Source organism: Thiothrix sp. UBA5583 (assembly GCA_002425225.1).
Classification (GTDB): Bacteria; Pseudomonadota; Gammaproteobacteria; order Thiotrichales; family Thiotrichaceae; genus Thiothrix; species Thiothrix moscowensis.
Genome location: DILV01000009.1, coordinates 122,465 through 146,426, shown reverse-complemented (window position 1 = coordinate 146,426; position 23,962 = coordinate 122,465). Strand labels below are relative to the sequence as shown.

Genomic DNA, 23,962 nt, shown 5'->3' with positions numbered 1-23,962 from the left:
CGGGATCAGAGTACTGCCAACAGTTTTTCCCGCAACGTCCGTTCCTGCTTCAGCCCTTGGCGTGTGCCAATGATTGCACTGTACCACTCATCATACAGGCCGCGTAGCTCTTCATGGGTTTGGCAGTGGTCAAGTTTGCGCACTAGTGCTGTTACCCCGTAAAACCCTTGGAAGGTGTTCAGAGTATTGATCATGAAATTCTTTGCCATGCCGAACTTGGCGGAATCAAAGGTTGCAGGCAACTCACGGAAAATGGATGCGGAAGTGGTAGACGCAGGCTGGCTGACAGCAGGAGTTGCGACCGGGGTTACAACAGGGCTGGCGGGTACAGGTGTTGACGAAGCGGAAGCTCCGTTCAGCGGGGTAATGTAACCTGCGCCCTCCAGCATGGTAATAATGCCATGCAGGTCATTGACACGCGGCAAGGTTTTCAGGTCTTCAAGTGTACGCTTGCCATCAATGTAAATGAGCACCCAGCGCTCAATGGTGGAAAGACCATTGGCTTTGGTTTCAATCTCTTGCACACCCTTCGGAGTCTTGATAAAGACTGCGCTATTCATTAGGTTTGCTCCTCTCTCACGGGGTTTTATGGTTTGTTTCTGGCTTATTATAGTGCAGGCACGAATTATGTTGGCTTTTCATGCCGAACGGAACAAACCCCGGCGGGAAACAGACCGGCGGCTCGTTTCCCCGCGTTTGGGCAACACATCATGCCCGCTGGCGTTCTTTCATCAACTGGTGCAGGTTACGGTAACGATCCATGATGTGCACACCAAACAGCGGGTCAGCCGCGTGTTCCTGTATCCCCTGTTCGACCACAGCCCAGTCAGCAGCCTGAAAGGTAGTGTTGATCAGCGGGAACAAACCACCTTCCTCCGCATCCAGATGGGCTTGCTGGGTGGAAATGAAAGCTACAATCTGGTCGTGTAATTCCTGCCGAGTCAGGATCGCAGTGTCATTGATGACGCTTTCCAATGCTTTCTGGAAATCCAGCGTCACGTCCGGCAACTGCTGGTGTTCGAGCAGCAGAGCTTCTACCAGCTCACCAGCCTCGTTGGAACAGGCGCGGAACACACGGTAAATTTCATCTTCCTTGGGGTGGTGAATCTGATCGGAATAACGGCGAATGTAATCGGCAATATCGGACATCAACAGCAGATCGACCTCATCGCCAGCAGCCAGCTTTTCTACCTGTTGTGCCAGCAACGTCAGCAGCTTAGCCAGATTGACGTGATCCTGATGCAAGTCAGACATGATCTTGTGCATGGAAATACTCCTCGACAAGTGGAAGGGAGGCGGGAAATGATGCATTGCACATCAAGCATAAGTGAATTGCGTAACCACGGGAACAGGTAATGCCAAAACCAGTTATGCTTTATAGGAATAATATTATCGAATAATATCGCTTTTTTCGCTTTCAATGATTGCCGATACTACAGCGCACATCATTATTCAAGGAGCAGTAACATGCTGCTAAGTCCTCAGCAATTTCAACAGGTATCCGGTGCAGTGCGTGGCCTGTCTCCAGCACAACTCGCGTGGGTCAGCGGCTATCTGTCCGGGTTAACCCATCAGTTCGATACGCCTGACCTTCTGCCTGTTACTGCCAGTGGTACACTGAAAACCACCATCCTCTACGGCAGCCAGACCGGCAATGGCAAAAAAATCGCCGAACAACTGCTGGCACGTTTGCAGGCGCAAGGTGCGGGCGCGGTACTGGTCAACCTCAAGGATTACCGCCCACAACAATTGAAACAGGAACAGCGCGTGGTGCTGGTTATCAGTACCCACGGCAATGGCGAACCACCGGATGATGCCCGTGCCTTCTGCAACTTCCTGCAAGCAGAACGTGCGCCGCGTCTGGATACGCTGGAATACGCCGTCTTGGCGCTAGGTGATTCCAGCTACGAAGAATTCTGCCAAACCGGCTTGCTATTGGATCAGCGTTTGGCGGAACTGGGGGCAACCCGTCTGTTGGAGCGGGTCGACTGCGATGTCGATTTTGCCAGTACCGCCACGCAATGGCAGCAGCAAGTCGCCGCCAAAACACCCGCAACCCACACCGGCAACAGTATCCATTTCAACCTTAATCCCTTGGTCAAACAGGTGATACAAGCCAGCGAATACACCGCTGAAAACCCGTTTCGGGCGGAATTGCTCAACAGCATCGTGCTGACGGATACCGGTTCGGACAAAGAAGTATTGCATCTGGAACTGTCATTGGAAGGCTCAGGGATCGCCTACCAACCCGGTGATATTCTAGCGGTAGCATTCGACAATGACCCGGCATTGGTGGATGAAATCCTGCAACTGACTGGCTTATCCGGCAACACGCCAGTGCAATCAAATGGTACAACGACTGACCTTTACAGCGCCTTGCGTCATCAGCGCGAATTGACTGGCGTCACCCGTCGCCAACTCACCAGCTATGCTCACCTGATCAATCACCCGGAATTGCAGACGGCGGCGGCAGACAAAAATGCCATGCAGGACTGGTTGTACGCGGCGGACTGGCTGGATGTGTTACGCGAATTTTCCGGGAAACTGTCCGCCCAGCAACTGGTGGATCTGCTGCGCCCCTTGCAGCCGCGCCAGTATTCGATTGCCTCCAGCCCGACAGCACACCCGGATGAAGTCCACTTGCTGGTCAAACGGGTGGAATACACGTTCCAGACCCGCCAGCATTGTGGTGCTGCCTCCAACTGGCTGGCGCGTTTGCAGGCGGGGGAAACAGCGAGTGTGCACCTTAAACCCAACCCACATTTCAAACTGCCTACCGACCCGCAGAGCAAAATCATCATGATTGGCGCAGGCACGGGCGTTGCCCCGTTCCGCAGTTTCCTGTTCGAGCGCGAGGCACAAGGTATTCGGGGCAATAGCTGGCTGTTCTTTGGTGAACAGCATTTCCGCACCGACTTCCTGTATCAGGCCGAATGGCAGCAACTGCTGGGCAATGGCACGCTGGAGCGCATGAGCGTGGCGTTTTCACGCGACCAAGCCGAGAAAATCTATGTGCAACAGCGTTTGCGGGAAGAGGGAGCAAGCGTGTGGCAATGGTTGCAGGAGGGGGCGCATGTCTACGTGTGCGGCGACATGAACCGCATGGCGAAAGATGTACAGCAGGCACTGGTGGACATTGTTGCAACCCACAGCGGCAGAACTGCACAGGAAGCGGTAGAGTGGCTGGAGCAATTGCTGGCTGAACGCCGTTATCAACGTGACGTGTATTAAGTTTTGACCAACGGTAAATAACGGTACTGGCACAGGCGTGCTAAGCTCCCTGCTATCCAGCATAACAGGGAGCACCCGCATGACCACCTTATTCGATTCCGCCCAACTTGGCGACCTGACCTTACGCAACCGCGTGATCCTGGCACCGCTCACCCGTTGCCGCGCCAGCGCAGGGCGTGTACCCAATGCGCTAATGGCGCAGTATTACCAGCAACGCGCCAGCGCAGGCTTGCTATTGACCGAAGCCACCTCCGTCACCCCGATGGGCGTTGGCTACCCTGATACGCCGGGCATCTGGTCACCAGAACAAGTCGAAGGCTGGAAACTAATCACCGATGCAGTACATCAGGCTGGCGGGCTGATTTTCTTGCAGCTTTGGCACGTCGGGCGCATTTCCGATCCGAGCTATTTGCAGGGTGAATTGCCGGTTGCCCCCAGCGCGATTGCGGCGGAAGGGCATGTCAGCCTGATACGCCCGGAGAAACCTTACGCAGTGCCGCGTGCGCTGGCAACCGACGAAATTCCGGGCATTGTCGCCGCTTACCGCAAGGGTGCAGAGAATGCCAAACTGGCAGGCTTTGACGGGGTGGAAATCCACGGTGCAAATGGCTATCTGCTTGACCAGTTCCTGCAAGACAGCACCAACCAGCGCACTGATGCTTACGGCGGCTCACTGGAAAACCGTGCGCGGCTGCTGCTGGAAGTCACCGATGCCGTGATTGAGGTATGGGGCGCGTCACGGGTCGGAATGCACCTTGCGCCGCGTTGCGATGCACACACGATGGGTGATTCCAACCCGCTGGCAACGTTCACCCATGTGGCGCAAGAACTGGGCAAGCGCAAGATTGCCTTCATTTTCACCCGCGAACACCTGGCAGCAGACAGCATTAGCCCGGCACTGAAACAGGCGTTCGGTGGCTTTTTCATCGCCAACGAAGGCTTTGATGCTGCCAGTGCCCAGCAAATGCTGGAGGCGGGCCATGCCGATGCGGTCGCTTTCGGTAAAACCTTTATTGCCAACCCCGATTTGCCGCACCGTTTGCAGGCAAACCTGCCGCTGAACCCGCCCGATTTCCAGACATTCTACGGGGTGGGGCTGGCTGATCCGGCAGTGGGGTATACGGATTATCCGTTTGCGTAGGCGAAAGCGCGTTATTGTTGCAAACATTGATTCATCGCTGCAACAATAACAAATCTATTTTAAAGATATTTATATCGAATTATATCGTTTTTTTCGCTTTAAGATTTCACGGATACTGCCTCGCATTCAAGTTCAAGATTCCAACGAGGTAACGACCATGACCGTGAATACTGCACCGCTGCATACCCTGCACGCCGATTTCGCCGACCTGACGCTGGATGAAGCGCTGATTGCCCTGCGTCAGCGTTTCGACGGGCGCATTGCCTTTTCCACCAGTCTGGGGCTGGAAGATCAGGTGATTACCGATGCCATCTTCCGCAACGGGCTGGACATCGACGTGTTTACCCTCGATACCGGGCGCAATTTCAGCGAAACCTACGACGTGCTGGATGCCACCCGCAAGAAATATGGCAAGCCGATCAAGGCGTTTTACCCGCAAACCGCAGCGATTGAGCATTACGTCACCCTCAAGGGCATCAATGCGATTTACGAGTCGGTCGAAAACCGCAAGGAATGCTGCTACATCCGCAAGATCGAGCCACTCAACCGTGCCCTCAAAGGCGTACAGGTGTGGATTACCGGCCTGCGGGCGGCGCAATCGGCTTACCGTGCTGACATGGGGCTGTTTGAGCGTGATGAACAGCGCGACCTGCTGAAATTCAACCCGCTGCTGCACACCACCTCCGGGCAGTTGTGGGGTTATGTCCGCCAATACGACATCCCCTACAACCGCTTGCACGCTGAATTCTACCCCAGTATTGGCTGCGCCCCCTGCACCCGCGCTGTTGCTGAAGGTGAAGACGAGCGTGCCGGGCGCTGGTGGTGGGAAGCGCACAATCAGGAATGCGGCCTGCACGACGGAACGGGCAACCCACTGAGGAAGGCAGCGTAATGACGGCACGCATCAACCCCAAACCACGCAACGAGTTGGCGGCGAACGGTTCTGCGGTCGAACACATCAAGGATCGTAGCAACTATTTGCGCGGTAATCTGGCGGACGATTTCCGTAACCCGCTTACCGGTGCGATCAGCGAAGACCATGTGCAACTGGTGAAATTCCACGGCTCCTACATGCAGGATGACCGTGACGTGCGTCTGCAACGCCAGGAAAAAAAGCTGGAACCGGCCTATTCCTTCATGATCCGCTTGCGGGTTGCGGGGGGTGATTTGACAGCAGAGCAGTGGGTGAAGCTGGACGACATCAGTAACCAGTTCGGCAATGGCACGTCGCGTATTACCACCCGCCAAGCCTTGCAGTTCCACGGCATCATCAAGTTCGACCTGAAAAACACCATCCAGGCGATGGATGCTGCCCTGCTCGACAGCATTGCCGGGTGTGGTGATGTGAACCGCAATGTGATGTGTACGCCTGACCCTACGCTGTCGAATCTCCACGCGCAAGTGTTCCCGTGGGCGCAAAAGATCAGCGACCACTTGCTGCCGCGTTCCCGCGCCTACCACGAAATCTGGCTGGATGAAGCCGAGGGCAAAATGCTGGTGGCGGGCGGTGAGGCAGAAGAAATCGAGCCGCTGTACGGTAAGCATTATTTGCCGCGCAAATTCAAGATTGCCATTGCCATCCCGCCGTTCAACGACATGGATGTGTACGCCAATGACATTGGCCTAATTGCGGTTGAGGAAGACGGCAAGCTGGCTGGTTTCAATGTCGCGGTGGGTGGCGGTTTAGGCTTTACGTTTGGGCGTGACGACACTTACCCACGGCTGGCATCTGAGATTGGTTTTTGCACACCAGAAGAGTTGCTGGGCGTGTGTTTCCACATCGTTGCCATCCAGCGCGATTACGGCAACCGTCAGGATCGCAAGCTATCGCGCTTCAAGTACACCATCGACCGTTGCGGGCTGGAGTGGTTCAAGCAGGAACTGAATACGCGCTTGGGATTTGTGCTGGGCGAGGTACGTCCGTTTAAATTTATAACCACGGGCGACCGCTTCGGCTGGCGTTCCACCACAGATGGCTTGTGGCACTTGGGTTTGCGGCTTGAATACGGGCGGGTGCTGGACAATGAAACGCACCGCCTGAAATCAGCCCTGCGCCGCATTGCCGAGCAAAACCTGAGCGGTTTCCGCATGACCGGCAACCAGAACCTAATCCTGACCGGGGTGCGCGAAGAGCATATCGACACGCTGGAAAGCATCTTGCAAGCCCACGGCTATGCGGCGGATGCCAGCCACTTGTCCGGCTTGCGGCGCAACTCCATTGCCTGCGTGGCGCTCAACACCTGTCCGCAAGCGATGGCAGAAGCGGAACGTTACCTGCCCGACCTGATCAGCAAGCTGGAAGTGTCGCTGGACAAATACGGCTTACGCCACGATGACATCAAAATCCGCATGACCGGCTGCCCGAATGGCTGCGGGCGTTCGGTGCTGGGTGAAATCGGCCTGATCGGCAAGTCGCCGGGGCGTTACCACCTGTACCTGGGCGCGAGTTTCAACGGTAATCGTTTGAATACCTTATACCGCGAAAATCTGGACGAAACCGCGATTCTTAACACGCTGGATGCCTTGTTTGCTGCTTATGCGGCACAACGGCGTGATGCGGAAACCTTCGGTGATTTTGTGATCCGTCAGGGTTATGTCAGCAACCAACAAGCGAGCTAACGATGTTTTTCAGTCAACAACAAACGGCCTACCAACACCTTAGCCATCTCGACTGGCTGGAAGCCGAAGCCATTCACATCCTACGCGAAGTGGCGGGGCAATGCAGCAACCCTGCCCTGCTGTTTTCCGGCGGCAAAGATTCCATCTGCCTGCTGCGGCTGGCGGAAAAAGCCTTTCGCCCCGGACGTTTTCCGTTCCCTTTGCTGCATATCGACACGGGGCATAACTACCCCGAAGTTATCGAATTCCGTGACCGCAAAGCCGCAGAAATCGGTGAACGCCTGATCGTGCGCTCGGTGGAAGACTCGATGCAACGCGGCACGGTTGTGCTCAAGCACACGGATGAACCACGCAACAAACACCAGTCCGTGACCTTGCTGGAAGCGATTGAGGAACACGGTTTTGATGCGTGCATCGGTGGCGCACGCCGCGATGAGGAAAAGGCGCGAGCCAAAGAACGCATCATGAGTTTTCGCGATGAATTCGGGCAATGGGATCCGAAAAACCAGCGCCCGGAACTGTGGAATCTCTACAACGCCCGCAGCCACAAAGGTGAAAACATCCGTGCCTTCCCGATTTCCAACTGGACGGAACTGGACGTGTGGCAATACATCGAGCGCGAAGGGCTGGAATTACCCAGCATCTATTTTGCGCACACCCGCCCGATTGTGTACCGCCAAGGAGCAATCGTGCCAGTGACGGACATTACCCCCGCAAAAGCAGGGGAGGAAATTGTCGACCTGCAAGTACGTTTCCGCACCGTTGGCGATATTACCTGTACAGCGCCGGTGATTTCTGACGCGGATTCGCTTGAAAAGATTATTGCGGAAACGGCGACCACCACCATTACCGAACGCGGCGCAACCCGCTTGGATGACCAAGCCTCCGAAGCAGCCATGGAACAACGCAAGAAAGAGGGGTATTTCTAATGACACATCCGATTGAAGACCACGGCTTGCTGCGTTTGCTGACCTGCGGCAGTGTCGACGATGGCAAAAGCACCCTGATTGGGCGCTTGCTGTTTGATTCCAAATCCATTTTGGCGGACACCTTGCACGCCATTACCAAAACTTCGCAGCGGCGCGGAATGCAAGATGTGGATCTGTCATTGCTCACCGATGGCTTGCAAGCCGAACGTGAACAAGGCATCACCATTGACGTGGCGTACCGCTATTTCACCACGGGGACGCGCAAATTCATCATTGCCGATGCACCGGGGCATGAGCAATACACCCGCAACATGGTGACAGCGGCTTCCACCGCGAACCTTGCGATTATTCTGGTGGATGCGCGAAAAGGCGTATTGACCCAAACGCGCCGCCATTCGTATCTGGCGCATTTGGTGGGGATTCCGCACTTGCTGGTGGCAGTGAATAAAATGGATTTGGTGGATTTTAGCCAAAACCGTTTCGAGGAAATTAATCGCGATTATCTAGCGTTTGCCGAACAGTTGGGGATTCGTGAAGTGCAATTCATTCCGCTGTCCGCCCTCAACGGCGACATGGTGGTGGAGCGCGGCGATAAGCTGAACTGGTATCAGGGGCAAACCCTGATGGAGATTCTGGAAACCACGCCAAGTGCGCAACGCCGCCATGCCGCACCCTTCCGTTTCCCCGTCCAATACGTGTGCCGCCCGCAGGATGCCAGCAACCCACGGTTGCACGATTACCGGGGTTTCATGGGGCGGGTCGAATCCGGCAGCATTGCCGTGGGTGAGCGCGTAACGGTATTGCCTTCTGGTTTAAGCAGCACGGTGAAGGCGATTGAACTCGGCGGTGAAGCCTTAGCAGATGCGGCTACCGAGCAATCGGTCACGCTGTTGCTGGCAGATGAGATCGACATTTCGCGGGGTGACATGATCGTGAAAACCGGCGAGTTACCCACGCAAACCAAACAATTGGATGCCACCGTCTGCTGGTTGGCAGAAAGCCCGCTGGATCAGGCTCGCACTTACCTGATTCGCCATACCACCCGCGATACCAAAGCGAAGCTGGCAGACATTGCCTACCGCGTGGACGTGAACAGTTTGGAAAAACAAACGGTGAACCAGTTGGCGATGAACGATATTGCGAAAGTCACCTTCAAGCTGGCGCAACCGCTGTTGGTGGATGCGTATGCCCAGAATCGTGGCACGGGCGCATTTATTGTGATTGATGCAAGCACCAATAATACCGTCGGTGCGGGAATGATCAGCTAAAGGAGCTACGTATGGGTTGGGAAGGAATGCTTGCCATTGGATTGGTACTGGGTGTCTTGGGTTTTTTGGCACTGTCACGGGTTGCACCCGACCTGATTTTGATGACGGCACTGATCATCCTGATGGTGACAGGTGTCTTGAAACCGGATGAAGCCTTTGCCGGATTTGCTAACACAGGGCTAATGACCATTGCGGCTTTGTACATTGTTGCTGCCGGATTACGGGAAACTGGCGCAATCCAGTGCATTACCCGACGCTTACTGGGACAGCCTGCGAGTGTGCGTGGGGCGCAATTCCGCATGTTAGTGCCAACCGCCGCGCTGAGTGCTTTTCTGAACAATACCACGGTGGTGGCAATGCTGATTCCGGCGATTCAGGACTGGTGCAAACGCTTGAAATTGCCACCTTCCAAACTGTTACTGCCGCTGAGTTACGTTACCATTCTGGGGGGGACGTTCACCCTGATTGGCACGAGTACCAACCTGGTAGTTAACGGTTTGCTGGAAAAAAGCGGGCATGGCAGTCTGGGCGTGTTTGACATCACGGGGGTCGGCTTAATCTTGCTGGCGGTAGGCAGTACCTTTCTGCTGTTATTCGGCAACCGTTTGCTGCCTAGCCGCACCGGGGTCGCGGATGATCTCGACAAGGTGCGCGAATACCATGTGGAAATGCTGGTAGAGACAGGCGTGTTGGTGGGAAAAACCCTATCAGCCGCCGGTTTGACCAATCTTGGCTATGGCTATCTGGCTGAACTGGAACGCAATGGTGAGATTATCCAAAGCCCACCTGCCGATTTCGTGTTGCAAGCGGCTGACCGGCTGGCATTCATTGGTGCGCCACGCTGTGCACATGAGTTGCGCAGTATTCAGGGGTTGAAACCGGCGAATGAGGATATTCACCACTTGGGGATTGTGCATTTCCGGCGGCGCTTGGTTGAGGCGGTAATTGGCCCGGAATTCCCATTTTTGGGCAAGACCTTGCAGGAGTGTGACTTTCTCGGTTCGTATCAGGCAGTGGTGTTATCGGTATCACGGGGAGGCAGCGAGACCTTGCCAGACAAAGGGCTGAATACACACTTGCAGGTAGGTGATACCCTGTTGATGGAGGCAGGCAAGGAATTCACCAAACAGTACGGTTTCCGCAAGGACTTTCTGCTGGTGAGTGCGCTGGAAGACTCCAGCCCCCCCAATTTCCAAAAATCTCCAGTAGCGCTGGGCATTCTGGCGGTGATGGTGGTATTGAGTGCTTTTGAAATCATTCCCATTTTGCACGCTGCTTGGTTAGCAGCGGGTGCGTTGTTACTGACAAAGTGCCTGAATGCGGGATTAGCCCGGCGCTCGCTGGACTTTACTGTATTGACGGTGATTGGCGCATCGTTCGCACTGGGTACAGCTTTGGAAAAAACCGGTGCTGCACGTTTCATTGCCGAGGCAGTCATGAGTGGCGGGCATTTGACACCCGTAATGGCACTGGTCTTGGTGTATGCACTGACATCCCTGTTTACCGAAGTCATTACTAATAATGCGGCAGCAGCGCTCATGTTCCCGATTTGCATGGCGATTGCAGAACAGATGGGGGTAAACTTCATGCCGTTTGCCATTGCCATCATGTTTGCCGCCTCCGCCAGTTTTATGACGCCGATTGGCTACCAGACCAATCTGATGGTCTATGGCCCTGGTGGTTATCGCGTCTCGGATTACCTGAAAATTGGTATTCCCATGAACATCTTGGCGGGTTGTGCCACTATCCCTGCCATATTATGGTTTTGGCCGTTGTAACAGCTCGGCCATTAGCTGTTGCGCTGCCTGCAAGTTTTCTGTTGCCAGTGTGCTGAGGCTAGCCCCCAACCCAAACGCATAACCGCGAATTCGCAACACCTGTGCGGGCGGTGCATCCTTGCCATACACCAGCCGAAAAGTATGCAGCAAAGCCGCAGGTGTGAGCGCGTGGCTGGAATAACTGTCATCCTGTTGCGCGGTAACGGTTTCCAACACGTAGGGCGCGGCGCACGCGACATCCGCATCGACAAACAGGATGCGTTCGCGCCCCCGCAGGTCGGTGATGTGCTCGACCTGCAACTGCATGTCGCTGAGGCATTCCACACCCGGCAATTGCAAGGCGGCAATGGCTTCCACCGCCAATATTCCCAGCGCATCATCGCCGCGCCCCGGATTGCCGTAGCCGAATAGCAGGATAGGGGAGATACCCCTCACCCCCTAGCCCCCTCTCCCTCAAGGGGCGAGGGGGAACAAGAAAGAGGGTTTCTTAGCCCCTCTCCCCTTGAGGGAGAGGGGTTGGGGTGAGGGGAAACGGCGCAGCCGTCACTATCCTTCACCACCCGGCTCAGCAACTGCCCCTCATGACTAATCAGCTCCACCTGCAAAGGCATCTTGCCCAACGCATGGGTAGCACACGACAGGCACGGGTCATACGCCCGCACCGCCACTTCCAGATGGTTGAGCAAGCCTTCGGTGATTTCCTGCCCGTCAAGATAGTGGTTGGCAACCGAACGTACCGATTCGTTCATAGCGTGGTTATTGCTGGTAGTGGAAACAATCAGGTTGGCTTTTTCGATCAAACCTTGCTCGTCCACCTGATAGTGGTGGAACAACGTGCCACGTGGGGCTTCGATCACGCCGATCCCTTGCGCCCGTTTTGCGCCCGTTACCACCAAATCCGTCCCGGTAATAGCGGGGTCGTTGAGCAGTTCCTGAATCGCTTCGGCGCAGTGCAGCATTTCGATCATCCGCGCCCAGTGGAACGCCAGCGTGTCATGCACATACGCCCCCTCCGCAAACGCCCGGAAGCGTACCCGCGCCGCTTCTGCCAACAGGGTGGGAATGCTGTCGCACAGATTGACCCGTGCCAGTGGCCCAACCCGATACCAGCCGTTGTCCTTGCCCATCGCGGTGAGGTAAGGGAATTTCATGTACGACCAGTTGCGCACTTCTTCGCGGATGGCGGAGCCGTACTCGCGGTAATCAAACTGGTCGAAAATGTCACTGCCATCCGCCCGTCTGGCACGCAAGCCACCGTGGTACAACTCCAGTTCGCCCTGCGCCCCGACCATGCCCAGATAGTTAGTGGACAGGGTGGCGAAAGCATGGTTTTCCGGGTGTTGCCGATGGATGGTTTCATTCAGCGTCACCGCATCCTGTGACCAGCGGATAATGTCGGCAATATCCACCAGCAAGGCTTTGCGTTCGTCATCGCTCAAGGCTTTGTTCATGCCGCCGGGAATCGCTGCTGCACCGTGGATGCGCTTACCTGCAATCGCGGCAATGACTTGCTGCCCGTATTTGCGCAGTTTCACCCCTTTCAGGCCAATATCGGGGTAATCTTCCAGCACGCCGACGATATTGCGGTGCGCCAGATTGGAGCCGAAACCGAACAGGAAATCGGGCGATGACAGGTGGAAAAAATGCAGTGCGTGCGATTGCAATACCTGCCCGAAATGGATAAGGCGGCGCAGCTTGGTGGCGGTCGGGGTCAGTTCATCCACCCCGACAATCTGGTCTACGGCTTTCGCCGCTGCCAGATGGTGCGACACCGGGCAGATACCGCACAGCCGTTGCACGAAATACGGCACTTCGGTGTACGGGCGACCCTGGATGAATTTTTCAAAGCCGCGAAATTCGACAATGTGCAAACGCGCTTCCTGCACATGGTTGTCGGCATCCAGCAGCAGGGTAATCTTGCCGTGCCCTTCCACCCGCGATACCGGGTCAATGGCGATGCGGCGCGTGTTGCTTGCAGTGTGTTCCATGTCCAGACCCTCAATCGTAATGCAGCATGGCTTTCGGCAGGGAAGGTTCTTTTCCCGCCAACAAGTCGCTCAAAATGGCAAAGAAAGCATCGCCCGACGGTGGGCAACCCGGCAGGTAATAATCCACCCGCACCACCTCGTGCAGCGGGTGAACCTTGGACAGCAGCAGCGGCAATTCAGGGTCAGACGGGATCAGCGGGTTATCCACCCCGACACCGTGCAAATAAGCCTCTTCCAGACATTCCTGCACCGTGTAATGGTTGCGCATCGCCGGAACGCCGCCATTGATGGCACACGCCCCGACCGCAATCAGGATTTTGCATTGCTGGCGGAATTCGCGCAGCACATGCACGTTTTCGGCATTACACAAGCCGCCTTCCACCAGACCGATGTCGCAGGGCTGGCAATGCTTGATGTCGGTGAGGGGGGAACGGTCAAATTCGACGTATTCCAGCAAGCCGACCAGCCGCTCATCCATGTCCAGAAACGACATGTGGCAACCGAAACAGCCCGCCAGTGAGGTGGTGGCAATACGGATCTTACTCATCGTGATGCTCCGTTTTTTGTAGGCCAACGTGGGCAACATCGGCAACATCAGACTCAGCAACCGAATGCAGGTCGAAGGTGCGCCGCCCGAACGGGATTTCACAGCCATGGTTTTTCGGCAGGATTGCCCCGACCGGGCAGATATGCGCGGCGGCATCGTCCAGCGTCAGATCGCTGTCGCCCAGTTTGCCACTGGTGGTGTTGACGATAATGTGCGCACTTGCACCACGTCCGCTGATGGCGAACACGTTTTTGCTGTCTTGTTCGCGGCTGGCACGCACGCACAATTCGCACAACACGCAACGGTCACGATCCAGCACCAGGTCGGGGTGGGAAGCATCCACCTCACGGCGCGGGTAAAACGGCGGGAAATGCCCGTCCAACATGCCGAAATGGTAGCCGAGGGCTTGCAGGGTGCAGTCGCCGGTTTTACTACAGGTTGGGCATAAATGGTTGCCTTCCACGAACAGCATTTGCACCAGCGTCTTGCGCACTTCCTGCAAGGCGGGGGTGTTGTTGTCGACTTTCATGCCAGCCGCAGCGGGCAAGGTACAGGCGGAAACACTGCGCCCGTCCACTTCCACGGTACACAGTTTGCAACTGCCGTGCGGGGTCAGCCCCGGTTTGTGGCACAGGTGCGGAATGTAGATGCCTGCTTCCAATGAGGCGTCCATGATGGTTTGTCCGGGCGCGAAAGGGATCTCTTGCCCATCAATAAACAAGGTATTACTCATGACAAATGTGCCTCCGCATCGTCGCGGTGAGTCAACTCGCGGGTAGTGGCAAGCGCCGCATCCAGATTGAAGAACGGTTCGTAATCCTGATGCAGCAAACGGTCGGCACAGACTTGCGGGAATTTCGCCAGCAAATCCAGCAGCGAATTAGTGGCGGTTTGCCCCAGCCCACAATGCGAACGGCGTTTCACCAGCTTGCCCAGCCGCGCCATTTCTTCACGGTCGTAAGCCGTGCCATGCCCGGTGGCGATCTTGTCGAGGTAGTTGCGCAACAACGGTGTCCCGACGCGGCACGGGGTGCAGAACCCGCAGCTTTCGTGGGCAAAGAAATGGGTGAAATTGCGCACCACTGCCAGCAAATCGCGCTGTGCGCCGTAGATCATGACCGAGCCGCCGGTGGCGAGGTCTTCAAACGCCAGCTTGCGCCCGAATTCTGCCCGACTGACCAGTGTGCCGGAAGGCCCGCCGACCTGCACGGCTTGCGCATCCTGCCCGCCACAGGCTGCCAGCAGGGTTTGCAAGGTAATGCCGAACGGGAATTCGTAAATGCCGGGCGTGGCACAATCGCCACTCACGCTGAGGATTTTCGTGCCAGCGGATTGTTCTGTGCCGTGGTCGCGGAACCATTGCCCGCCATGCAGCGCAATGTGGGTGGCTGCCAGCAGGGTTTCCACATTGTCCACTACAGTCGGTTGCCCCTGATAGCCGTGGGTAACGGGGAACGGTGGGCGTACCCGTGGCACACCGCGTTTCTGTTCCAGTGATTCCAGCAAGGCGGATTCTTCGCCGCAGATGTACGCGCCCGCGCCCAGCACAAGGCTGATGTCGAAATCGAAACCGGGCTGGTTGAGGATGTTTTCCCCCAGCAGATTGGCGGCTCGCATTGCGTCGAGCGTGGCTTCCAGTGATGGCACGAGGTAGTGGTATTCGCCGCGCAGGTACAGGAAACCGTGCTGCGCCTTGATGACGTAAGCGCATAAGGCCATGCCTTCAAACACTTGTTGCGCGTAACGGGTCAGCAACAGCCGATCCTTGAACGTGCCGGGTTCGCCTTCGTCGGCATTGCACACCACGTAATGTTCCGGGGCGGTGGCATCGCGGCAGAATTGCCATTTCATGGCAGTGGGAAAACCAGCCCCACCGCGCCCGCGCAGGCTGGCTTGCTTGATTTCAGCCAGTAACTGATCTGCACCAGCCTGAACCGCTGCCCGCAATCCGTCGCCACTGGACAAGGTATCGTTGAGCAACAAACCGGCGTGGCGGATATTATCCTGCACTGCAAACCAGTCGGCAGGCCATGCGTCCAGCGGTGTGGCGGTGTTCACCAAGTTCGCCAGATGCGGCAATTGTGCGGCAGTCAGTCTGGCCAAGGTACGCCCATTGACCAAGGCAGCAGCACCCTGATCACACATGCCCACGCACGAAGTCTGGTCAATGCTGACCATGCCATCGGCGCGGGTCACACCGGGTTGCACCTCCAGTAAGTCACACAATTGCTGCATCAGTGCCAGATCGCCGCAACTGGTGCAATTGCTGAACAGGATGTCGAAACGCCCGCGTGGGCTGCGGTGGAAAAAACTGTAGAAATCAATCACGGATTCCACCTGAGTGATGGGTAGACCCAGCTCGGCAGCCAGCGGCGCTATCGTGTCGGGTGGAATGTAATGATGGCGATCCTGCAAATCATGCAGGCGGTGGAGCAAATGGTCAGCGAGCTGCTGCCTTGCCGGGGAGGGTAGTGGTTCTACTTGCATAATACGTTCGCAACCGTGTTTTTTATTTCGGCTCAGTATAACACCTTTGCTGCAAGCGTATCCTTTCATGCTCACCGCATGGTGGGCTTAGCAAGCGCAGCGGCAGGGCTTGTTTTACAAAAAAATCAGCTTACTCAGCTTCTATAAGTTTTTCTCAGCGGGTAGAATCAGTTGGAATTTACACCACGATCTATCGGGACTTGACACCCTACTCATGAACCCTCAAGAATTCGGCTTTTTCAAAAACGGCTGGCATGAACCAGATCCATCAGAATCCTTCGACACATACTGTGCCGTTCTAAACTCACTCTACGAAGCAACTGATTTTATTGATGACGACCATGACAAATGGCGCATTACAAATTTCGTAATAAATGAAACCCAAAAATGTATGGCATGGGTGGAATGGTGCAGCAACGAAGAGCGCAGAATGGAGAAACATGAGTATTACCTGTGCGCAATCACCCCTTCTTTCTCTCGTCTCCGTAAAGAAATACCCACCTATAATGCTTATTTTGGCGTATTTATTGACAGCATTTCCTACACGGACGGCTTCGTCTGCCTGCAATACCGTGACAAGCACGACTCCCGCCAAATGCTCTTGGATGAAATGAATACGCTCCTATGAGCCACGCCATCCGCGCAATCATTGGCAAAGCCGACATGAAAGAGTTTGCCATGCTGGATCTGGATCAGCACCGCAAAATGTAACAGGCGTCACTGCCTTGCCACTTTTCGATGCCAAACAAAAAGGGAGCAACCGCTCCCTTTTCAACGCCAGGCGTCAAGCGCTATCAGGACACTTTCGGATCCAGCTTGCCAGCCTTGTACTGACCGAACATCACTTCCAGTGACACTGGCTTGATCTTGTCAGCCATACCCGCAGCACCAAACGCTTCAAAGCGATCTTTGCAGATGCCTGACATGGCTTTGGTGGCTTCTTTCAGGAACTTGCGTGGATCGAAGTTGGCCTTGTTGTCAAACAGGTGCTTGCGGATTGCACCGGTGGATGCCATGCGCAGGTCGGTGTCGATATTGACCTTGCGTACACCGTGCTTGATGCCTTCGACGATTTCGGAAACCGGCACGCCGTAGGTCTGTCCCATGTCGCCGCCGTAGTTGTTGATGATTTCGAGCCAGTCTTCCGGTACAGAAGAAGAGCCGTGCATAACCAAGTGGACGGTAGGAATGCGAGCGTGGATTTCTTTCACACGGTCGATACGCAGTACGTTGCCGGTAGGCTTCTTGGTGAACTTGTATGCACCGTGAGAAGTGCCGATGGCAATTGCCAGCGCGTCAACGCCGGTCTTACGCACGAAGTCAGCCGCCTCTTCCGGGTCAGTCAGCAGCATGGAATGATCCAGCACGCCATCCGCACCGTGACCGTCTTCCTCGCCCATCATGCCGGTTTCGAGTGAACCCAAGCAGCCCAGCTCGCCTTCCACGGAAACACCGCAAGCGTGTGCCAGTTCAACCACTTTGCGGGTGGTTTCAACGTTGTATTCGTAGGTAGACGGGGTTTTGCCGTCAGCCATCAAGGAACCATCCATCATCACAGAAGAGAAACCGGACTGGATGGAACGGAAGCAAACCGCTGGCTCAGCACCGTGGTCCTGATGCATAACGATGGGGATATGCGGATACATTTCGACCGCAGCCAGTACCAAGTGGCGCAGGAACGGTTCGCCAGCGTAAGAACGCGCACCGGCAGAACCTTGCAGGATGACAGGGGAGTTGCACGCATCTGCTGCCTGCATGATGGCGTGGATTTGCTCCATGTTGTTGACGTTGAATGCTGGCATCCCGTAGCCGTTTTCAGCCGCGTGATCCAGCAATTGGCGTAATGAAATCAAAGCCATGTTGTTCTCCTCGAAATGTTGGTTAAACTGTTAACGTGTTTGTGTTTTAGCCGTTCTGGTGCTCGCCGACACGCAGGATTTTCATCTGGTTAGTGCCGCCCTTCGCGCCCATCAAATCCCCTTTGGTGATGATGACCAGATCGCCGTCTTCGACAATACCTGCTTCCATCATCAGTTCTACTGCCTGGCGGTTGGCTATTTTGGGGTCTTTCAACGGCTCATGCAATTTTACCGGGTAAACGCCCCGATACATGTTGACCCGGCGGGCGGCGACATCATTGGAAGTCAGCGCATAAATCGGGATGCCGGAACGAATCCGCGACATCCACAAAGGTGTTGCCCCGGATTCAGTCAGGGTAGCAATCGCCCGCACCCCCATGTGGTTGGCAGTGTACATGGTTGCCATGGCGATGCCTTCATCAATGCGCTCGAAACGGTCTTCCATGCGATGCCGCGAACGACGGGTTTCCTTGGAATTTTCCGCTTCCTTGCAGATGGCTGCCATGGTTTGAACCACCAGTGCCGGGTGTTTGCCGGTAGCGGTCTCGCCGGACAGCATCACCGCATCCGTGCCGTCAATAACGGCATTCGCCACATCGAAAACCTCTGCCCGTGTGGGAATCGGGTTTTCTGTCATGGTTTCCATCATCTGCGTGGCGGTAATCACCGCACGGTTCAAGGTGCGAGCGCGACTGATCAGGCATTTCTGTGCTTCCGGCAACTTGGCATCACCGATTTCCACACCCAGATCGCCCCGCGCAATCATGATCACATCGGAAGCCAGGATGATGTCATCACGGATCGTTGCCTCCATCGTTTCTGCCCGTTCCATCTTGGCGACAATGGCGGCATTGCAACCGGCTTCGACCGCCAAACGCCGTGCTTCGTTAATGTCGTCTGCCGTGCGCGGAAATGACACTGCCAGAAAATCCACCCCGATACTGGCAGCAGCAGTGATGTCTTCCTTGTCTTTATCCGTCAAGGCAGCAGCACTCAAGCCACCGCCGCGCCGGTTCAAGCCTTTGTTGTTGGACAGGATGCCACCGTTGATGGCTCGGGTATGGATTTCCTGCCCACGAACTTCGCGGATTTCCAGGACGATGCGCCCGTCATCCAGCCAGAGTTCGTCCCCGGCTTTGACATCGTGAACCAGCTCTTTATAACCCAGCCCGACACGTTCTTGTGTCCCGGCATCACTGGCGAGATCCGCATCGAGGATAAAGTCGTCACCCGGCTTGAGGGTAATTTTGCCATCCTTGAAGCGGGCAATGCGTAACTTCGGCCCTTGCAAGTCACCCAAAATACCGATGACCCGCCCGGCTTTTTGCGCCAGTTCGCGTACCAATTCAGCACGGGCAGCATGTTCTGCGTGCGAACCATGCGAAAAATTCAGCCGTACTACGTCAACGCCTGCCTTGATAATGGCTTCTATGGCCTCTGGCGTGCTTGTAGCTGGCCCCAGTGTTGCTACAATTTTTGTCCTTCTCAATGGAATACCTATAACTGTGTGCTGGAAAGTGCTTAGTTTATGCTTGTTTTATGTTATTTGTGTTTATTTGTAGGGGTGAAAAATGTATCACCCCTATGGAGGACTTATCAACCTTGAGCGCGTTTTTCCAGCATATCAACTGCCGGAAGCACTTTACCTTCGAGGTATTCGAGGAAAGCACCACCAGCGGTAGAGATGTAGGAAATTTTGTCATAAATGTCGTACTTCTGGATCGCTGCGATGGTATCGCCGCCGCCTGCCAATGTGAACGCCTTGGTTTCTGCCATTGCCATGGAAATGGCTTTGGTGCCTTCGCCAAACTGGTCGAACTCGAATACACCGACCGGGCCGTTCCAAACGACAGTACCAGCCTGCATGATGATGTCGACCAGTTCCTGTGCGGATTTCGGGCCGATGTCGAAAATCATGTCGTCGTCAGCCACGTCTTTGGCATCTTTCAGCACGGCTGGTTCATCTGCGGCAAAGTTCTTGCCACACACCACGTCAACGGCGATAGGGATGATTGCGCCGCGAGCGCTCATCTTTTCAATCATTTTTTGCGCAGTAGGTACCAGGTCATCTTCGCACAGGGACTTGCCGACGTTATGACCGGTCGCTTTCAGGAAGGTGTTGGCAATACCACCACCGACCACCAACTGCTCACATTTTTCAGACAAGGCTTCCAATACGGTCAGCTTGGTGGAAACTTTGGAACCACCCACAATAGCCACCATCGGGCGGGCTGGGTTTGCCAGGGCCTTTTCCAGTGCGTCGAGTTCTTCGCTCAGCAGGATACCCGCAGCCGCCACCGGGGCGAACATGCCTACACCGTAAGTGGAGGCTTCCGCACGGTGCGCAGTACCAAACGCATCCATCACGAATACGTCACACAGGGCTGCGTATTTCTTGGCGGTTTCTTCGACGTTTTTCTTTTCGCCCTTGTTGACGCGGCAGTTTTCCAGCACCACCAGTTCGCCTTCAGCCACATCAAAACCACCGTCAACCCAATCCTTGATCAGGCGCACTTCTGAACCCAAACGAGCCGCAATATTGTCAGCAACGGGTTTCAGGGAAACCGCTTCAGACCACTCGCCTTCGGTCGGACGACCCAAATGGGAAGTGACCATGACTTTTGCACCTGCATCCATCGCAAACTTGATGGTTGCCATTGATGCAGTGATGCGGGCGTCAGAGGTGACTTTGCCTTCTTTGACAGGTACGTTGAGGTCGGCACGGATCAGGACACGTTTACCCTTCAGATCCAGATCGGTCATTTTGATGAAAGCCATGTGATGCAGCTCCTTTGGAATTTCAAATCAGTCAAATAAAGCGCGGGTGATTTATTTGACAGATCTGGGGAAACCCCTCACCCCTAGCCCCTCTCCCTCAAGGGGAGAGGGGGGGAAAGAAGGATAACCCCTCAACTCTTAGCCCCTCTCCCCTTGAGGGAGAGGGGTTGGGGTGAGGGGTTCTTCTCTTAGTTCGCCGCTACGTACTCAACAAAGCGCAGCATGTTCGCAGTGTAGCCGTACTCGTTGTCGTACCATGCAACCACTTTCACGAAAGTACCATCCAGCGCGATACCAGCTTCGGCATCGAAAATGGAAGAGTAGCCAACGCCACGGAAGTCAGTGGAAACCACTTTCTCATCGGTGTAGCCCAGCGTCTTGCTGATGTCACCGTTGGTGGATGCTTCTTTCATCGCTGCACAAATTTCCGCGTAAGTCGCAGCATTGTTCAGCTCAACGGTCAGGTCAACCACGGAAACATCAGACGTTGGCACGCGGAACGCCATACCGGTCAGCTTGCCTTTCAGCTCTGGCAGTACCACGCCCACTGCTTTGGCAGCGCCAGTGGAAGACGGGATGATATTTTCCAAAATACCACGACCACCACGCCAGTCTTTCATGGAAGGGCCGTCAACAGTTTTCTGGGTAGCGGTTGCCGCGTGTACGGTAGTCATCAGACCACGCTTGATGCCCCACTTGTCATTCAATACTTTTGCTACTGGAGCCAAGCAGTTAGTGGTGCAGGAAGCCGCAGAAATGATTGCCTGACCTGCGTAAGTGGTGTGGTTGACGCCGTAAACGAACATTGGGGTGCTGTCTTTGGAAGGTGCAGACATAACCACTTTCTTCGCGCCCGCTTCGATGTGCTTTTGGCAGCCAGCGTCGTCGAGGAAGAAACCGGTACATTCCAGCACGATGTCTACGCCGATGTCGCTCCACTTCAGGTTGGCAGGGTCACGTTCAGCAGTCAGGCGTACAGTCTTGCCATTGACGACCAAGTTGCTGCCTTCAACAACAACGTCACCGTTGAAACGACCGTGTACGGAGTCGTACTTCAGCATGTATGCCAGATAATCAGGTGCGAGCAGGTCATTAATACCGACGACTTCGATACCAGGGAAATCTTTTGCGATAGCACGGAAAGCCATACGACCGATACGACCAAAACCATTGATGCCAACTTTAATTGTCATGAAGAACTCCTCGAAAATTAACCAGATAAAAAAGTTGGCGGCTCCCCTCCTCAGAAAAGCCGCCGCAGGTGCAATAGTAGTGCTTACGCCACGCTATTAATAGCGCTCAAAACATTGTCGGCGGTGAAGCCAAACTGCTTGAACAACTGGCCTGCCGGAGCAGATTCACCAAAGGTGCTCATGCCAATGACTTTACCATTCAAGCCGACGTATTTGTACCAGCCATCCGCAACGGCAGCTTCAACCGCAACGCGAGCGGTAACAGCAGCAGGCAATACAGACTCTTTATACGCTGCGTCTTGTGCATCAAATACATCGCAAGAAGGCATGGAAACCACGCGCACTTTCTTGTCAGATTTCGCCGCCGCTTCCATCGCCAATTCGACTTCAGAACCGGTGGCAATCACGATCACGTCCGGCGTGCCGTCGGTGTCTTTCAACACATAACCGCCTTTGGCGATGTTGGCAATTTGCTCCTCAGTCCGTACCTGATGTTTCAGGTTTTGGCGCGAGAAGATCAGGCAGCTAGGGCCTTTGTATTCAATCGCATGTTTCCAGGAAACGGCAGTTTCTACTGCGTCACAGGCACGCCAGACTGACATACGCGGGATCATACGCAGCGTTGGAATTTGCTCAACTGGCTGATGGGTAGGGCCATCTTCGCCCAAACCGATGGAGTCATGGGTGTAAACGAAGATGCTCTGAATTTTCATCAGTGCAGCCATACGCAGGGCGTTACGTGCGTATTCGGAGAACATCAGGAAAGTTGCGCCATAAGGCAGTAAGCCACCATGCAGCGCCATGCCGTTCATGATCGCGCTCATGCCGAATTCGCGTACACCGTATGACAGGTAGTTGCCGCTGAAATCTTGCGCTTTACCATGACCCGCACTGATGTGCTTGCTCATCTTGTTGAAGGTATTGTTGGAAGGTGTCAAGTCAGCCGAGCCACCGAGGAACTCAGGCAGCAACGGTGCAAACGCATCCAGTGCATTTTTGGAAGCCACACGGGTAGCCGGAGACTCTGCCTTCGCATCAATCGCCGCGATAGCTGCCGCCGATGCTTCCGCCCAGTTGGCAGGCAATTCGCCAGCCATACGGCGTTTGAATTCAGCCGCTTCTGCGGGGTAAGCTGCTGCGTAAGCTGCGAACTTGCCATTCCATGCCTCTTCAGCCGCTGCACCTTTGGCTTTGGCATCCCAACCCGCATAAATATTGGCAGGAATCTCGAATGGGCCAGCCGTCCAGCCCAGTTGCGCACGGGTCAAGGCAATTTCAGCATCACCCAGTGGTGCGCCGTGGCAATCGTGTGAACCTGCTTTGTTCGGTGAACCGAAACCGATAGTGGTTTTGCAGCAGATCATGGAAGGCTTGCCGGTTTCTGCTTTGGCTGCTTCAACCGCCTTTTTGATCGCGTCTGCATCGTGACCGTCAACGCCCGGTACAACGTGCCAGCCGTAAGACTCGAAACGCTGCGGGGTGTTGTCGGTGAACCAGCCATCGACTTCGCCGTCAATGGAAATGTTGTTGTCGTCGTAGAAGCAAATCAGTTTGCCCAAACCCATCGTACCAGCAAAAGAGCACGCCTCGTGGGAGATACCTTCCATCAGGCAGCCGTCACCCAAGAATACGTAGGTGTAATGGTCAACGATAGCGTGCCCGTCTTTGTTGAATTGCGCAGCAAGAATTTTTTCAGCCAACGCCATACCGACAGCATTGGTAATACCTTGACCGAGTGGGCCAGTAGTGGTTTCAATACCCGGTGCATAACCGTACTCAGGGTGGCCTGGTGTTTTGGAATGCAGTTGACGGAAGGCTTTCAGGTCGTCCATCGACAGGTCATAGCCGGTCAGGTGCAGCACAGAGTACGGCAGCATGGAACCATGCCCGTTGGACATGACGAAACGGTCACGGTTAGCCCACTGTGGATTCTGCGGGTTGTGGCTCATGTAATCGTTGTAGAGGACTTCGGCAATGTCTGCCATGCCCATCGGTGCGCCCGGATGCCCGGAATTTGCTTTCTGTACGGCATCCATCGCCAGTACGCGGATTGCGTTAGCCAACTCGCGGCGTGTAGTCATTGACGGCTCTCCTGTAGTTTTCAAATAGTATGCTCAACCATGCAAGCGGCATGGTATGAAAAG

20 protein-coding genes are annotated in these 23,962 nt (G+C 55.1%); 8 read left to right on the top strand and 12 right to left on the bottom strand.

All coding sequences use genetic code 11. The features are described 5' to 3' along the window. Positions 1–5: 5 nt before the first annotated feature. Entirely contained in the window at positions 6–560 is a 555-nt protein-coding gene (locus B2U47_RS03095; protein WP_296678485.1) for a hypothetical protein, read from the bottom strand. 148 nt (positions 561–708) lie between these two features. Then, on the bottom strand, positions 709–1,266 hold the full coding sequence (locus tag B2U47_RS03090) for a hemerythrin domain-containing protein (RefSeq protein WP_296678483.1): 558 nt from the start codon (positions 1,264–1,266) through the stop codon (positions 709–711). A gap of 201 nt (positions 1,267–1,467) precedes the next feature. Between B2U47_RS03090 and B2U47_RS03085 the strand changes: the two genes are divergently transcribed. The 7 genes from B2U47_RS03085 (at position 1,468) to B2U47_RS03055 (ending at position 10,966) form a co-directional block, all read left to right on the top strand. After that, entirely contained in the window at positions 1,468–3,231 is a 1,764-nt protein-coding gene (locus B2U47_RS03085; RefSeq protein ID WP_296678481.1) for an assimilatory sulfite reductase (NADPH) flavoprotein subunit, read from the top strand. A gap of 79 nt (positions 3,232–3,310) precedes the next feature. Further along, positions 3,311–4,372, top strand: a complete 1,062-nt coding sequence (locus tag B2U47_RS03080) for an alkene reductase (protein WP_296678479.1) — start codon at positions 3,311–3,313, stop codon at positions 4,370–4,372. A 157-nt stretch (positions 4,373–4,529) separates the two neighbouring features. Then, on the top strand, positions 4,530–5,264 hold the full coding sequence (locus B2U47_RS03075; RefSeq protein WP_296678477.1) for a phosphoadenylyl-sulfate reductase: 735 nt from the start codon (positions 4,530–4,532) through the stop codon (positions 5,262–5,264). After that, complete coding sequence (locus B2U47_RS03070; RefSeq protein WP_296678475.1) at positions 5,264–6,991, top strand: NADPH-dependent assimilatory sulfite reductase hemoprotein subunit; 1,728 nt, start codon at positions 5,264–5,266, stop codon at positions 6,989–6,991. The genes B2U47_RS03075 and B2U47_RS03070 overlap by 1 nt, the downstream gene beginning before the upstream one ends. Positions 6,992–6,993: 2 nt before the next feature. Then, complete coding sequence (gene cysD, locus B2U47_RS03065; RefSeq protein ID WP_296678472.1) at positions 6,994–7,920, top strand: sulfate adenylyltransferase subunit CysD; 927 nt, start codon at positions 6,994–6,996, stop codon at positions 7,918–7,920. Next, entirely contained in the window at positions 7,920–9,188 is a 1,269-nt protein-coding gene (cysN, locus tag B2U47_RS03060; protein WP_296678470.1) for a sulfate adenylyltransferase subunit CysN, read from the top strand. Before cysD ends, cysN begins: the two co-directional genes overlap by 1 nt. A gap of 11 nt (positions 9,189–9,199) precedes the next feature. Next, complete coding sequence (locus tag B2U47_RS03055; RefSeq protein WP_296678468.1) at positions 9,200–10,966, top strand: SLC13 family permease; 1,767 nt, start codon at positions 9,200–9,202, stop codon at positions 10,964–10,966. Here B2U47_RS03055 and B2U47_RS03050 read toward each other — a convergent pair. Genes B2U47_RS03050 through B2U47_RS03030 form a run of 5 tightly spaced genes read right to left on the bottom strand, consistent with a single transcriptional unit; the run spans position 10,946 to position 15,988 of the window. Then, positions 10,946–11,401 carry a hydrogenase maturation protease gene (locus tag B2U47_RS03050; protein ID WP_296678466.1) on the bottom strand — a complete coding sequence of 152 codons (456 nt, stop codon included), beginning with the start codon at positions 11,399–11,401 and terminating at the stop codon, positions 10,946–10,948. The genes B2U47_RS03055 and B2U47_RS03050 overlap by 21 nt on opposite strands. Beyond that, complete coding sequence (locus B2U47_RS03045; protein WP_296678464.1) at positions 11,398–12,954, bottom strand: Ni/Fe hydrogenase subunit alpha; 1,557 nt, start codon at positions 12,952–12,954, stop codon at positions 11,398–11,400. The genes B2U47_RS03050 and B2U47_RS03045 overlap by 4 nt, the downstream gene beginning before the upstream one ends. A 10-nt stretch (positions 12,955–12,964) precedes the next feature. Further along, complete coding sequence (locus B2U47_RS03040; protein ID WP_296678462.1) at positions 12,965–13,501, bottom strand: NADP oxidoreductase; 537 nt, start codon at positions 13,499–13,501, stop codon at positions 12,965–12,967. Beyond that, complete coding sequence (locus B2U47_RS03035; RefSeq protein WP_296678461.1) at positions 13,494–14,234, bottom strand: 2Fe-2S iron-sulfur cluster-binding protein; 741 nt, start codon at positions 14,232–14,234, stop codon at positions 13,494–13,496. The genes B2U47_RS03040 and B2U47_RS03035 overlap by 8 nt, the downstream gene beginning before the upstream one ends. Further along, a complete protein-coding gene (locus tag B2U47_RS03030) occupies positions 14,231–15,988 on the bottom strand; it encodes an NAD(P)H-dependent oxidoreductase subunit E (protein ID WP_296678458.1) in 1,758 nt (585 codons plus the stop codon). The genes B2U47_RS03035 and B2U47_RS03030 overlap by 4 nt, the downstream gene beginning before the upstream one ends. Before the next feature lie 109 nt (positions 15,989–16,097). Here B2U47_RS03030 and B2U47_RS03025 point away from each other — a divergent pair, with 109 nt between their 5' ends. Next, the gene (locus B2U47_RS03025) at positions 16,098–16,616 is read left to right on the top strand and encodes a hypothetical protein (RefSeq protein WP_296678457.1); all 519 of its coding nucleotides are present in this window, start codon (positions 16,098–16,100) and stop codon (positions 16,614–16,616) included. Between the two features lie 166 nt (positions 16,617–16,782). Here the strand turns inward: B2U47_RS03025 and fba are convergent, their stop codons facing one another. The 5 genes from fba to tkt all read right to left on the bottom strand — a co-directional run bounded on the left by fba (position 16,783) and on the right by tkt (position 23,899). After that, entirely contained in the window at positions 16,783–17,847 is a 1,065-nt protein-coding gene (fba, locus tag B2U47_RS03020; protein ID WP_296678455.1) for a class II fructose-bisphosphate aldolase, read from the bottom strand. 46 nt (positions 17,848–17,893) lie between these two features. Continuing rightward, the gene (gene pyk, locus B2U47_RS03015) at positions 17,894–19,336 is read right to left on the bottom strand and encodes a pyruvate kinase (RefSeq protein WP_296678453.1); all 1,443 of its coding nucleotides are present in this window, start codon (positions 19,334–19,336) and stop codon (positions 17,894–17,896) included. Between the two features lie 107 nt (positions 19,337–19,443). Beyond that, on the bottom strand, positions 19,444–20,625 hold the full coding sequence (locus B2U47_RS03010) for a phosphoglycerate kinase (protein ID WP_296678452.1): 1,182 nt from the start codon (positions 20,623–20,625) through the stop codon (positions 19,444–19,446). Between the two features lie 188 nt (positions 20,626–20,813). Continuing rightward, positions 20,814–21,818 (bottom strand): type I glyceraldehyde-3-phosphate dehydrogenase, encoded by a 1,005-nt coding sequence (gene gap, locus B2U47_RS03005; protein WP_296678451.1) that lies wholly within the window; start codon positions 21,816–21,818, stop codon positions 20,814–20,816. A gap of 83 nt (positions 21,819–21,901) precedes the next feature. Further along, complete coding sequence (tkt, locus tag B2U47_RS03000; protein WP_296678450.1) at positions 21,902–23,899, bottom strand: transketolase; 1,998 nt, start codon at positions 23,897–23,899, stop codon at positions 21,902–21,904. Between the last annotated feature and the right edge of the window lie 63 nt (positions 23,900–23,962).